The 11,604-nt window shown below is 66.1% G+C and carries 14 protein-coding genes; 6 read left to right on the top strand and 8 right to left on the bottom strand.

Going from position 1 to position 11,604, the window contains the following annotated elements; all coding sequences use genetic code 11:
- Positions 1-3: 3 nt before the first annotated feature.
- Entirely contained in the window at positions 4-693 is a 690-nt protein-coding gene (locus G3O06_RS12615) for a nucleotidyl transferase AbiEii/AbiGii toxin family protein (protein ID WP_174972864.1), read from the bottom strand.
- Positions 690-1,169, bottom strand: a complete 480-nt coding sequence (locus G3O06_RS12620) for a helix-turn-helix domain-containing protein (RefSeq protein ID WP_174972866.1) — start codon at positions 1,167-1,169, stop codon at positions 690-692. Before G3O06_RS12620 ends, G3O06_RS12615 begins: the two co-directional genes overlap by 4 nt.
- A 490-nt stretch (positions 1,170-1,659) precedes the next feature.
- Here G3O06_RS12620 and G3O06_RS12625 point away from each other — a divergent pair, with 490 nt between their 5' ends.
- The gene (locus G3O06_RS12625; protein ID WP_174917884.1) at positions 1,660-2,463 is read left to right on the top strand and encodes an ABC transporter substrate-binding protein; all 804 of its coding nucleotides are present in this window, start codon (positions 1,660-1,662) and stop codon (positions 2,461-2,463) included.
- Between the two features lie 31 nt (positions 2,464-2,494).
- Entirely contained in the window at positions 2,495-3,343 is an 849-nt protein-coding gene (locus tag G3O06_RS12630; RefSeq protein WP_174972868.1) for a phytanoyl-CoA dioxygenase family protein, read from the top strand.
- A gap of 81 nt (positions 3,344-3,424) precedes the next feature.
- Here the strand turns inward: G3O06_RS12630 and hutC are convergent, their stop codons facing one another.
- The gene (hutC, locus tag G3O06_RS12635) at positions 3,425-4,162 is read right to left on the bottom strand and encodes a histidine utilization repressor (RefSeq protein ID WP_174972870.1); all 738 of its coding nucleotides are present in this window, start codon (positions 4,160-4,162) and stop codon (positions 3,425-3,427) included.
- Between the two features lie 30 nt (positions 4,163-4,192).
- Positions 4,193-4,735, bottom strand: coding sequence for an XRE family transcriptional regulator (locus G3O06_RS12640; RefSeq protein WP_174917881.1), 543 nt, complete (start codon positions 4,733-4,735; stop codon positions 4,193-4,195).
- A gap of 134 nt (positions 4,736-4,869) precedes the next feature.
- On the opposite strand from G3O06_RS12640, the gene G3O06_RS12645 reads away from it, so the two are divergent.
- The 3 genes from G3O06_RS12645 to G3O06_RS12655 are packed head-to-tail and all read left to right on the top strand — an operon-like array spanning position 4,870 to position 7,303.
- Positions 4,870-5,652, top strand: a complete 783-nt coding sequence (locus G3O06_RS12645; protein ID WP_205816224.1) for an aldolase — start codon at positions 4,870-4,872, stop codon at positions 5,650-5,652.
- A gap of 50 nt (positions 5,653-5,702) precedes the next feature.
- Complete coding sequence (locus G3O06_RS12650) at positions 5,703-6,599, top strand: dihydrodipicolinate synthase family protein (RefSeq protein ID WP_205816225.1); 897 nt, start codon at positions 5,703-5,705, stop codon at positions 6,597-6,599.
- Entirely contained in the window at positions 6,596-7,303 is a 708-nt protein-coding gene (locus G3O06_RS12655) for an MOSC domain-containing protein (RefSeq protein WP_205816226.1), read from the top strand. The genes G3O06_RS12650 and G3O06_RS12655 overlap by 4 nt, the downstream gene beginning before the upstream one ends.
- A gap of 21 nt (positions 7,304-7,324) precedes the next feature.
- On the opposite strand, the gene G3O06_RS12660 is transcribed toward G3O06_RS12655, so the two are convergent.
- On the bottom strand, positions 7,325-8,089 hold the full coding sequence (locus tag G3O06_RS12660; protein WP_205816227.1) for an SDR family oxidoreductase: 765 nt from the start codon (positions 8,087-8,089) through the stop codon (positions 7,325-7,327).
- 377 nt (positions 8,090-8,466) lie between these two features.
- Here G3O06_RS12660 and G3O06_RS12665 point away from each other — a divergent pair, with 377 nt between their 5' ends.
- A complete protein-coding gene (locus G3O06_RS12665; protein WP_205816228.1) occupies positions 8,467-9,174 on the top strand; it encodes a YceH family protein in 708 nt (235 codons plus the stop codon).
- 91 nt (positions 9,175-9,265) lie between these two features.
- Here G3O06_RS12665 and G3O06_RS12670 read toward each other — a convergent pair whose 3' ends face one another.
- From G3O06_RS12670 to G3O06_RS12680, 3 genes are read right to left on the bottom strand one after another with little or no spacing between them, the layout of a single operon-like run.
- Positions 9,266-10,531, bottom strand: a complete 1,266-nt coding sequence (locus G3O06_RS12670; RefSeq protein WP_205816229.1) for a hypothetical protein — start codon at positions 10,529-10,531, stop codon at positions 9,266-9,268.
- Complete coding sequence (locus G3O06_RS12675; RefSeq protein WP_241019844.1) at positions 10,531-10,983, bottom strand: hypothetical protein; 453 nt, start codon at positions 10,981-10,983, stop codon at positions 10,531-10,533. The genes G3O06_RS12670 and G3O06_RS12675 overlap by 1 nt, the downstream gene beginning before the upstream one ends.
- Positions 10,983-11,537: a hypothetical protein gene (locus tag G3O06_RS12680; RefSeq protein WP_175002597.1), complete on the bottom strand. Its 555-nt coding sequence runs from the start codon at positions 11,535-11,537 to the stop codon at positions 10,983-10,985. The genes G3O06_RS12675 and G3O06_RS12680 overlap by 1 nt, the downstream gene beginning before the upstream one ends.
- Positions 11,538-11,604: the final 67 nt, after the last annotated feature.

Below are 11,604 nucleotides of genomic sequence, written 5' to 3' on the forward strand. Positions count from 1 at the left end.
GGGTCATCGGCGGCGTGATTTTTGTTCGGGCGTGCCGCCGGGAAGCTTCTGCAGGAATGCTTCGGCCAGTTCGACGCAATAGTCGAACGACGGCGTGTAGCCGAGTGTCCGGATGTCGTCGAAGCGTGGCTGTACGAACGCACGATGCTCCTTGAGCAAACGCAGAAACGTATCGCGATGCCGGACGAGGAATGCACCGGCTCCCATCAGGTTCTCTGGTTCCCGCTCGATGACCAGGCACAGATCGAACAGGTCCCGCGCGGTCGGTCGATCGCCACGGTGCCACATTTTCTTGGCGACGATCTCCGCGGAAGTCTCGACCTTGACGACGTGATCCATCAGTGTCCATTCGTCGTAGCCGGGAGCCGTCAGATTCCGGGAGACCACGAAATCGACTTCGCCGTCTGGCAGCACGAGCTTCACGAACCCGGCGTGTTCCTCGTAGTTTGTCGTGATGTCGGATGCGGCGTCGCTGATGCGGGGATTCACGTACCCGAGATACTGCGGATCGGGTACGAAGATGTCGACATCCTTGCTGACGCGATGGCCGTGGCGCAGCATCAGGACCGTGCCACCACCAAAAGTCCAGAACGGATTCGACGTGCCGTGCTTCCGTATCTCGTCGACCAGCGTCAGCGCGTGACGGAAAAGACCTTGCCATGGGCCGTCAGGCAAGGGGGATGGTGCAGTCATGCCCATACCTCCCGGTACAGATGAAGATCCTTCGACCATGCGGCAAGGTTTTTCCAGATGGCCCGAAGCGGGGTGCCCGAGCGCTCGGAGGCTTCCTCGGCCGCCTTTACCACGACAGGCAGCGGCACCTCGTCGAGGATGACGGAGAACTGCGATTCGTATCCGTCCGGAATCCGTCCGGTAGCAAGCGCATCGGCTAACAGTCGTTCGGTCAATTCACCCTGATAGCTAACGTTTGAACTCACGACGGCCTTGTAGAGACCGTTTTGCGGCTGCCGCGGTAGCGCCAGGAGTTCAATGCCGAGCACGCTGAGCAACGGGATCAGCTTGTTGATGCCGAGATCCTTGACCTTGCCGGTTTCGAGCTGGTTCACGGTGAGGCGAGACAAGCCGGCGAGCTTTGCAAGTTGGGCCTGCGTGAGGTCGAGTTCCGCCCGCCGTTTCGCGACGGCTTGACCAATTTCATAGAGTTGCATGGCGACCTCCCGGCAGGGTACAGCGATCTAGAATGTAAGGTATATCTTACATCTCGGGATAAGCTTTCGTCCTTGGAAAATTCCATCGTGGTATAGGGCGTATCGCCCGTAACGTTGGAAAAATATGGGCCGAGACCCTGCTGCGATCGCCAGTATAGACATCGTCATCCCACAGATATCCGGAAAAACATGTCCTGTGGCGAGCGTGAGTCGCGCAGGGTAAGCACCTCAAAAAGGCCAGAAAAACCCCACCAGACAGTCATTCTGCAAGTGCCGCCCCATTTCTTCTTTCCCGATTCAAGCCTCCACCCACCCTCAATCCACCCCACCCCCGGTTCCCCCGCTTGCGCTCAAAAATCTAGCGGTCTAGACTGCATCTCAGTTTCATCGAAGTCCCTGTCTTTCGCGCACCGCGTCGGGCGTTCCGGCGCGCCGCTCCCCACCGGACGCCGGCGCTTGCCCGCCGCGTCGAGACTCTCAAGGACATGCCATGAACCGCACTGCAAAGCTCCTCGTTACCGCGCTGGCGTTCGCGCCGCTCGTGTCGTTCGCGCAGGACGCGTCGACGATCCGCTGGGGCATCGACCCCACGTATCCGCCGTTCGAGGCGAAGCAGCCGGACGGCTCGCTCGCCGGCTTCGACATCGACCTGCGCAATGCGATTTGCGAGCAGCTGCATGCGAAGTGCGTGTGGGTCGAGCAGGGCTTCGACGGGATGATTCCGGCGCTGCGCGCGCGCAAGTTCGACGTGATCATGTCCGCGATGACGGCTACCGACGAGCGCCTCAAGCAGATCGACTTCTCGAACAAGCTGTATGCGTCGCCGGGCGCGCTCGTCGCGCCGGTCGGCTCGACGCTGCTGCCGACCGCCGCGTCGCTCGCGGGCAAGCGCATCGGGATCGACCAGGGCACGACGCAGGAGGCGTACGCGAAGGCCGAATGGGCGACCAAGGGCGTGACGATCGTCTCGTACCAGAACCAGGACCAGGTGTACCAGGATCTCGTCAACGGCCGCCTCGACGCGACCTTCCAGGACAAGACGCAGGCCGGCTACTCGTTCCTGAAGACGCCGCGCGGCAAGGGCTACGCGTTCGCCGGCCCCGACGTGACCGACGTGCGGATCACCGGCTACGGCGTCGCGATGGGCGTGCGCAAGGGCGACGAAGCGATGAAGAAGCGGCTGAACGACGCGATCGTCGCGATCCGCGCGAACGGCACGTACCAGAAGATCGCCGCGAAATATTTCGACTTCGACATCTACGGCGCGAAGCAACAGCTGACTTCCGCACCGTGATTCCGTGATTCATTCCATCGACAGGCACACCATGACGAGTATCCAGGATCGCGTCGCGCAAGCCGTGACACCCGAACTGATCGCCGCGTTCCGCGAAGAAGGGGCGGTCTGCATCAAGGGCATCTTCTCGCCCGACGAAGTTGCCGCGCTGCGCGCCGGCATCGACACGAATCTCGCGCAGCCCAGCGAGCGCGCGAAAGTCGCGAGCCGGCCCGACGATCCGGGCTGGTTCTTCGAGGATTTCTGCAACTGGCAGCACAACGACGCGTATCGCGACTTCATCGTGCGCTCGCCGGCGCCGTCGGTCGCCGCCGCGCTGATGGGCTCCGAGCACGTGCGGCTGCATCACGACCACCTGCTCGTGAAGGAGCCCGGCACGCGGCAGCGCACGCCGTGGCACCAGGACCAGCCGTACTACAACATCGAGGGCGACGACAACGTCAGCATGTGGATCCCGGTCGATCCGGTGCCGCTCGAATCGACGCTGGAATTCGTCGCGGGCTCGCATCTCGGGCCGTGGCTGATGCCGCGCACGTTCATGGACAAGGAGGCGAAATGGTTCCCGGAAGGCAGCCTGGCTGACTTGCCCGACATCGAAGGCGATCGCGCGGCCTTCCCGATTCGCCACTGGGCGCTCGAGCCCGGCGACATGGTGTGCTTCCGGATGCTCACGCTGCATGCGTCGGGCGGGACGCAGAATCGCCGTCGCGCGTTCTCGATCCGCTTCGTCGGCGACGATATCCGTCACGCGCCGCGCCGCTGGAAGACGTCGCCTGATTTCCCCGGGCTCGCGGAGCAACTGCCCGACGGCGCGCCGCTCGATCACCCGCTGTTTCCGGTCGTGTGGTCGCGTGGCGCGGGGCAGGCCGGCGCGATCTGACGGCCCTATGCAACGAGCAAGGCGGCCGTTTCGTGGCGAAGCGGCCGCCTTGCGCTTTCATGCGCAGGGTGTAACGAAGGATCAGGTCGGGTGGCGTCCGGCGCCCGGCTTGAAGCGCGAACCGAGCCGGTAGCGGTTGCCCGGATGCAGGAAGTGCACGAACGTGACGGGCAGCCCGTTCGTCCAGGTGCGGCGCGTGAGCGTGAGGCACGGCTCATCGGCGCGCATGTCGAGCAGCCGCGCCTGTTCGCCGGTAGGCAGCGACGCATCGACCACGTGCTCGATCTCCAGTTCGTCGTGCGACACGTTGTTGAACAGGTACTCGGACGGCGGTTCGACCTGGAAATCCTGGTCGATGAAGCCGGGCGCGGCGGCCGGGTTCACGTAGCGATCCTCGAGCTGGATCGGTCGGCCGTTTTCCTCGTGCACGCACACCACGTGAAACACCGGCGTGTTGACCGGCAGGCCGAACGCGGCCGCGACGTCGAACGATGCGGGTTCGCTCGACCGGCTCAGCACGCGGCAGCGATATTCGTGTCCGCGTGCGCGGATTTCGTCGCGGATGTGCGCGATCATCAGCAGGTTCGACTGCGGCTTCACCTCGGCGACGAAAGTGCCGACGCCCGCGATGCGCTTCAGCACGCCTTCCTCGGTCAGCTCGCGTAGCGCGCGGTTGACCGTCATGCGTGCGACGCTGAACTGGGCGGCGAGATCGAGCTCGGACGGAATGCGGTCCCCGGGGCGCCAGTCGCCCGATTCGACGTTCTGGCGAACGAGCGTCTTGATCTGCTGGAACGGTGCGGTGGCCTTCGTGACCATCGGGGATCCTTGCGCGAAGAGGTAACGATGCTAGTCGTCGTGACTGACGACGACCAGGATCTCCGCCTGCGCGGCGCCGAGGCTGCGCGTGCGGTGCGGGATGAGTGCGTTGAAATAGACTGAATCGCCGGTCTTGAGTTGCACCGTCTCGTTCGGAAATTCGATTTCGACGCGCCCCTTGTGCACGAACAGGAATTCCTCGCCTTCGTGCTCGCGGAACGTTGACGCGACGAATTCGTGCGGCGGATGCACGACGAACGGCAGCATCTTCTTCGGCGCGACGCCGGCCGCGATGCTTTCGAAGCGGTGCGCCTGGCTGTCGGCCGCCGCGCCCATCGCCGTGCGCTCGCCGGCGCGCGTGACCGTGATCAGCTCGCGGTTGTGACTCTCCGAGAACAACTGCTCGACGTCGACATTCAGTGCCTTCGACAGCTTCAGCGCGACCGCGATCGACGGCACGCTCAGGCCGCGCTCGACTTTCGACAGGTAGCTCTTGGTGAGGCCCGTCTCGTCGGCCAGCACATCGAGCGTCCAGCCCTTCTGTTTTCTGAGCAGCTTCAGGCGAATCGTCATGGGGCGCCAGGTGTCCTTCGAAAAACCGATTGTAACGCATGACACAGAGTGTCCTGTGGTGTATCGTGTGTCATGTGTTCCGGGAAAAGCGGCTGCGGACGGCGCGGCCGACCCGATCCATTCAGGAGGTGAACATGGCGGAAACGCTGAATCTGACGAAGGAGGCGCTGGTCGCGCTGGCGGAGCGGCGTCTCGACAACGAGGTGGGCGACAGCGGCTGGTCCGCGCGGCAGAAGCTCGCGCTCACGTGCCGGATCCTGTTCGACGCCGGTCACGACTCGGGCCTGGCCGGGCAGATCACCTGCCGCGCGGGCGACGCCGGCACGTACTACACGCAGCGGCTCGGGCTCGGTTTCGACGAGATCTCGGCCGCGAATCTGCTGCGCGTCAACGAGGATCTCGACGTCGTCGACGGCGAAGGCATCCCGAATCCGGCCAACCGGTTCCATACGTGGATCTACCGCGAGCGCCCGGACGTGAACTGCATCATCCATACGCATCCGGCGCATGTCGCGGCGCTGTCGATGCTCGAGCAGCCGCTCGTCGTGTCGCACATGGATACCTGCCCGCTGTACGACGATTGCGCGTTCCTGAAGGACTGGCCCGGCGTGCCGGTCGGCAACGAGGAGGGCGAGATCATCTCGAAGGCGCTCGGCGGCAAGCGCGCGATTCTGCTGTCGCATCACGGCCAGCTCGTGGTCGGCAAGACGATCGAGGAGGCGTGCATCCTCGCGCTGCTGATCGAGCGGGCCGCAAAGCTGCAGCTGCTCGCGATGTCGGCCGGCGAGATCAAGCCGGTGCCGGCGGCGCTGGCGCGCGAAGCGCACGACTGGATTTCGAAGCCGAAGCGCGATGCGGTGACGTTCGACTACTACGCGCGCCGGGCATTGCGCACGCACCAGGACTGCGTTGCATGAGCGGGCGATTCGTCGCCGCCGTGTCCGACCATCACTGAGGAATACCTATCGTGTCCATCTTGCTGAAAGGCATCATTGCCTATCCGGTTACGCCGTTCACCGTTGACGGTGACATCGACCTGAAAACGCTCGACGCGCTGATCGAGCGCCTGATCGCCGACGGCGTCCACGCGATCGCGCCGCTGGGCAGTACCGGCGAAAGCGCGTACCTGTCCGACGCCGAATGGGAGGCGGTCGCCACCGCGTCGATTCGCGCAGTGCGCCGGCGCGTGCCGACCGTCGTCGGCATTTCCGATCTCACCACAGCGGGCGCGGTGCGCCGCGCGCGCTTCGCCGAACAGGCCGGCGCCGATGCGGTGATGGTGCTGCCGGTGTCGTACTGGAAGCTCGGCAACGACGAGATCGTCGCGCACTATCGCGCGATCGGCGACGCCATCGGCATCCCGATCATGCTGTACAACAACCCGGCGACGAGCGGCGTCGACATGTCGCCCGACCTGATCGCGACGATCTGCCGGACCGTCGAAAACGTGACGATGGTGAAGGAGAGCACCGGCGACATCGGGCGGATGCACCGGCTCGCACAGCTGAGCGACGGCGCGATCCCGTTCTACAACGGCAGCAATCCGATGGCGCTCGCCGCGCTTGCAGCGGGCGCGGCCGGATGGTGCACGGCCGCGCCGAACCTGAATGCGGCGTTGCCGCTGGCGCTGTTCGACGCGATGCGCGTGGGCGACCTGGCGCGCGCGCGGACGGTCTTTCATGCGCAGCTGCCGCTGCTGCAGTTCATCGTCAACGGCGGGTTGCCGGTGACCGTGAAGGCCGGGCTGCGCCTGCGCGGCTTCGATGCCGGCGAACCGAGGAAGCCGCTGATGCCGCTCGGCGACGCGCGCACGCGCGAACTAGAACGCCTGCTCGCGGCACTGCCGGACGGTGTGACGACATGAGCGATGCGGCACGGCCGGCGATCTCGGCCGCCATCGGCGCGGTGCGGGTCGGCAAGCGCCGGCCGCTGGCCGGCACGCCGCACGCCAGCGCGATCGACAAGCAGGCGGTCGGCTCCCGTCTGTGGCTGGGCACGCTCGGCTTCGCCGGCGATGAGCAGGGCGATGCACGGCATCACGGCGGCCCCGACAAGGCCGTTCACCACTACGCGCACGATCACTATGCGTGGTGGTCGGCGCAGATCGGCGCGCGCGACGTGCTCGCGCAACCGGGCGCGTTCGGCGAGAACCTGTCGACGCACGGCGTGACCGAGCACGACGTGTGTCTCGGCGACGAGTTCACGCTGGGCGGCGCCGTGCTTCAGGTGTCGCAGTCGCGGCAGCCGTGCTGGAAGCTCAACGCACGTTTCGATCATCCGCGGATGGCCGCGCTCGTGCAGCAAAGCGGCCGAACCGGCTGGTACTACCGTGTGCTGCAGGAGGGGTGGGTGACGACGGGCGACGTGCTCGCGCTGCATCGGCGCGACTATCCGCAATGGTCGCTGTCTAGCGTGCTCGACGTGCTGTACCGGCGCACGCTCGACATGACCGCGCTCGATGCGCTGTGCGACGTGCCGATACTGCCGCCCGGCTGGCGCAAGATGCTCGAAAAGCGCCGGACGGAGCGGCAGGTAGAAGACTGGACGAAGCGGCTCGAAGGGCGATGACGGGCCGCGTGGCCGCGTGACTCAGTGGCTCGGCAGTTCTCGCACGTCGGTGGTCGGCACCGAGCCGAACGCGTCGCTCAGCGCATAGCCGATCAATTGTCGCGCGGCTGCCTCGGGCGTCGCGAGCACGCCGCTTGACTTCAACTGGTCGAATTTCTCGCGCATCGGGAAATTGTCTTCGCTGGTCGAGCGGATCGTTGCCTGCATGCCCGTATCGACGACACCCGGCGCGACGCTGCAGATCCGCAGCGCACGGTTCGCGTCGAGCGCGACCGCGCGCGCATGGTGATCGAGCGCGGCCTTGGTCGCGCAGTAGATGCTCCAGCCCGCGTAAGCGTTGCGTGCCGCGCCGCTCGACACGTGCAGGATCCGGCATTCGGTCGTGGCCGATACCGCCTGTGCAAGCGCGGCCGACAGCATCAGCGGCGCCGCGACGTTCACGCCGACCGCGCGCGCGACGATCGCCGGGTCTTGCGCGGCGAGCGGGCCGATCGGATCGACGATGCCTGCGTTGTTGAACAGCAGCACGATCGACGCGCCGTCGACGAAGCGGCGCAGCGTGTCGTCCGCCAGCCAGGCCGCGACGGCCGGCGTGTCGGACAGGTCGAGTTCGATTTCGGCGAAACGGTCGCCGGCTTGCGACGCGAGCGTCGGATGACGGCTGCGCGACACGCCGAGCACGGCGACGCCTTCCAGCAGCAGTTGTTCGGCGAGCGACGCGCCGAGGCCGCGCGTGTGTCCGGTGACGATGGCGCGCACGTGCGGTGCGGAAGAGGATGCGGTCATGGCGGTGAACGGGTCGAAGGGGTGAACGGGATGAGCGGCGTCGACGAACGGTGCGCATGCGCGGCGGCATGGCGTGCGGGACGGGCGATGCGTGGCTGGCGTGCGAAGGCGGTCGTGCTGCGCTGCGGACGTCGGGGTGACGCATATCGTAGCGCCCGCATGCGCGTCGCGCAAACGCCGCCGTGCGGCGCGCATCCATTGCCGTACGGCACCGGCCGGCCGATACGTTGGACGAAAGCCTGCTGCGGCAAGTGCGCGCGCCGGCACGTCGCGCGGCGCCGGGCCACGCGACGCGAGCTATCATATGGCTCGCCCGTGCGCGATGCCGGACGGGCCGCGACCGTTTCCCTTCACTGCTGCATGCTGCGACGCCACCCATGAACACCACGCCGGATACGCCCACGCCACGCGCCCTTCGCGAACTCACGCCCCTCGAGGCCCGCATTCTCGGTGTGCTCGTGGAGAAACAGCACACGGTGCCGGACACCTATCCGCTGTCACTGAATGCGCTGACCGCGGGCTGCAACCAGAAAACCGCGCGCTCGCCGGTGATGAACGTCAGCGAGGATGAAGTCACGACCGCGCTCGACGGGCTGAAGCACCTGAGCATCGTGATGGAAGGCAGCAGCAGTCGCGTGCCGCGTTTCGAGCACAACATGAACCGCGTGCTCGGCATCCCGAGCCAGGCGATCGCGCTGCTGACGATCCTGTTGCTGCGCGGCCCGCAGACGGCCGCCGAGCTGCGCCTGAACAGCGCACGCCTGCACGGTTTCGCGGATATCTCGTCGGTCGAGGCGTTCCTCGACGAACTCGCGGCGCGTGCGCAGCCGCTCGTCGTCCGGCTGCCGCGTGCGGCGGGCGCGCGCGAGAACCGCTGGATGCACCTGATGTGCGGCGAAGTGAACCTGGCCGACTTCGCGAGCGCGGATGCCGGTGGCGCCGATTCCGTGCCGCCTTCGGAATTCGAAGCGCTGAAGGCCGAACAGAAGCGCCTCGCGGATGACGTGGCGCGGCTGAATGCGCTGGTTCTGCGCATGGCCGGCGAGCTGGGCATCGACGTCGACGCGCAAGGCGACGCGTCCTGACATCAGCGGCTGCGGTGCGTGTGCATTGCCCGGCCCCGTCGCCAGGCGGCCGGGCCGGTGTGCGATGCGGATACCGCCATGCACCGCCGCGTTACTTCAGCTTGACGCCCGGTACGAGATAGCGCGAACCGCCCGGTTTCAGGATCGGTGCGAGCGCCGCAAATGGCGCATCGAGTTGCGGCCCGAGACAGGCACCCATTGCGTGCCCGATGCCGGAGACGCTGAACGACAGCTTGCCGGGCGCATCGAGTTCGAACGCCAGATACTTCGGGAACACATCGGCACACGCCATCGAATCGCCGTCGCCATCCGTCGGGTGAGCGCCGGATTCGGCTTTGCCGCGCAACCGCGTAATGAAACTTGCGAGCGCGGGGCTCGTTGCCGGGTCACCATTCTTGCCTGCCGTCGTCGCGTCGATCACGCGATTCCAGTCGAGGTACGCGCCACGCAGCAGGTCGAACGTGACCGGATCGTAGTGATTGTTCGGATGGGCGCCGCCGCAGTATGTACTGCCCGATTCCACGATGCCGAGTACCGCAGGCGACAGCCACGTGACCGTCACCTGTTCGTCGTCGTAGCCGCCGAGCGAACCGGCAGCCGGCCCGTCGTCGGAATAGCGGGTCGACGCGCATTCGAGCGCAGCGAGATTCATCTGCCAGTGCTGCTGCTCGAGCAGGCGGTTGACTCGGCTCATGACCGCAGGATCGGGATGGCGGCGCAGGCGCGGATACATGAGCTTCGTGCGCGGGTCGCGCCACATCCGGTACGCGACGGTGCCGTCTCCGATCTCGGGGCCGGCCGGCTGCGCGTGCCCGGTGAGCTTCAGCGTCGCATAAGGTGCCTGCCGCATGTCGATGGCCGCGCTGCTTGCGATACCGCTGCCGACGCCGCCGGCGATGCTGTTGGTGATCGCTTCGACGGCGCCGGGCGCGACTGCGTCGGGATCGTATTCGGCGACGCGGCGCAACGCGAAGGCACGTGACTTGCCGGAACGCGCATCGGTCCAGCGGCCGCGATAGCCGGCTTTGTCCCGCGTGCCCTGCCAGGTGGCCGCGGCATGATCGAAATCGGCTTGCTCGCGGTATCCCAATGGACTACGGGCATCGTCCGGCAACTGCGTTCGCACGAGCGGCTCGACCAATTGCGCTGGCATGCCGTGCAGCGGAATATCGACACCGTGCTGCGCGTAGAAGTAGCGGCCCGAGATCGAGCCGTCCGCAGCCGGGCGATCGTCGAGTTCCATCACGACGGCGCCGGCGCCTTGCAGCGTTCCTTCGTAGACCGTGCGCGGTGCGGCATTCGCGAAGCCCGCGTGCAGCGCGACCAGCGCCCACGCCATCCGGATCAGCGGGCGCATCACCAGCGGCACCCGGTTTGTTCGGTGGCGTCGACATCCGGCGCGCGGCTGAACGCGGTCTTCTTGCCGGTGCGCGCGCTGGTATAGGTCATCGAATAGATCATCGCGCCCTGCGACATCATCTCGTAGCGCCCGTTGATCCTGCCGTCGACCATTTCGACCCAGGTCGTCGTGAACTGGTGCGGGCGACCCTCGGCGAGCACTTCTTCGTCCACGTGCTCGACCACCAGCGGCAGGGCTGTTTTCGCCCTCGCATAGCGGACCATGCCTCCCGACCAGTCGACGGCGTCGTCGTAATAGGTGCGCATCTCGAAGCGTACGGGTTTATCGCCGTCCGATTTGAAGCAGTACACCTCGGTGGAGACCTTGGCGAACGCGGGCAGCGCCGCGCAGAGCAGCAGGACGGAAAATGTTTTCTTCATGATGGGCCGGTGAAGGATGAAGTGCGGCATCAACCGAGCACGATCCGCGAAGCGCCCGCATCGACGAGCCGGAACAGCAGATCCTCGACGGCCGTCTCGGGCGCGGAGCCGAGATCCGCATTGACGCGCCACCCCTGCTCCGTGCGAACCGGTTCCGACAGGTAGTGAACGATCCCGTGCAGGCCATCTTCGGACGGCGTGTTTTCGTCGTCGACATCGAACCACGCGAAGAACCACGTCTTGAACGCATCGACCGCGGCGCTTTCGTCGAGACCGTCGGCCTCGATCGCGGCCCAATCCCACACGAACGGGCGAATCGACACGGCCGCCGTTTCGAGGTCGAATGCCAACGGCTCGAACTCCAGCTGCGTGGCGGAGTCGACCATCGCCGGCTGGCCGGCCGATTCGCCTTCGGTCGCGATGATGTCGGCCCGGCACGGCAACGCGAGCGGCCCTTCGGTGGCGAGCGTGCCGTCGGCGCGCCGGTAGGCCGGTTCGACGATCACGGCCGGTTGCGCAGCCGCTTTCGCGAGCAGGTCGGCATACGGTTGGCGGATGGCGCGGAGCAGTTCGGAGACGGTCATCGTGGCGTGTCGGTTGGGCAGGAAACGATCGGTCAAAGACAAGTGGTGGACGGTGCGGCCGGCATCG

It is taken from the genome of Burkholderia sp. Ac-20345, assembly GCF_017104825.1.
GTDB lineage: Bacteria > Pseudomonadota > Gammaproteobacteria > Burkholderiales > Burkholderiaceae > Burkholderia > Burkholderia lata_B.

Bases quoted from the DNA above. Each gene is read 5' to 3' on its own strand.
- G3O06_RS12615 (WP_174972864.1), bottom strand. From the start codon at position 693: ATGACTGCACCATCCCCCTTGCCTGACGGCCCATGGCAAGGTCTTTTC.
- G3O06_RS12620 (WP_174972866.1), bottom strand. From the start codon at position 1,169: ATGCAACTCTATGAAATTGGTCAAGCCGTCGCGAAACGGCGGGCGGAA.
- G3O06_RS12625 (WP_174917884.1), top strand. From the start codon at position 1,660: ATGAACCGCACTGCAAAGCTCCTCGTTACCGCGCTGGCGTTCGCGCCG.
- G3O06_RS12630 (WP_174972868.1), top strand. From the start codon at position 2,495: ATGACGAGTATCCAGGATCGCGTCGCGCAAGCCGTGACACCCGAACTG.
- hutC (WP_174972870.1), bottom strand. From the start codon at position 4,162: ATGGTCACGAAGGCCACCGCACCGTTCCAGCAGATCAAGACGCTCGTT.
- G3O06_RS12640 (WP_174917881.1), bottom strand. From the start codon at position 4,735: ATGACGATTCGCCTGAAGCTGCTCAGAAAACAGAAGGGCTGGACGCTC.
- G3O06_RS12645 (WP_205816224.1), top strand. From the start codon at position 4,870: ATGGCGGAAACGCTGAATCTGACGAAGGAGGCGCTGGTCGCGCTGGCG.
- G3O06_RS12655 (WP_205816226.1), top strand. From the start codon at position 6,596: ATGAGCGATGCGGCACGGCCGGCGATCTCGGCCGCCATCGGCGCGGTG.
- G3O06_RS12660 (WP_205816227.1), bottom strand. From the start codon at position 8,089: ATGACCGCATCCTCTTCCGCACCGCACGTGCGCGCCATCGTCACCGGA.
- G3O06_RS12665 (WP_205816228.1), top strand. From the start codon at position 8,467: ATGAACACCACGCCGGATACGCCCACGCCACGCGCCCTTCGCGAACTC.
- G3O06_RS12670 (WP_205816229.1), bottom strand. From the start codon at position 10,531: ATGCGCCCGCTGATCCGGATGGCGTGGGCGCTGGTCGCGCTGCACGCG.
- G3O06_RS12675 (WP_241019844.1), bottom strand. From the start codon at position 10,983: ATGCCGCACTTCATCCTTCACCGGCCCATCATGAAGAAAACATTTTCC.
- G3O06_RS12680 (WP_175002597.1), bottom strand. From the start codon at position 11,537: ATGACCGTCTCCGAACTGCTCCGCGCCATCCGCCAACCGTATGCCGAC.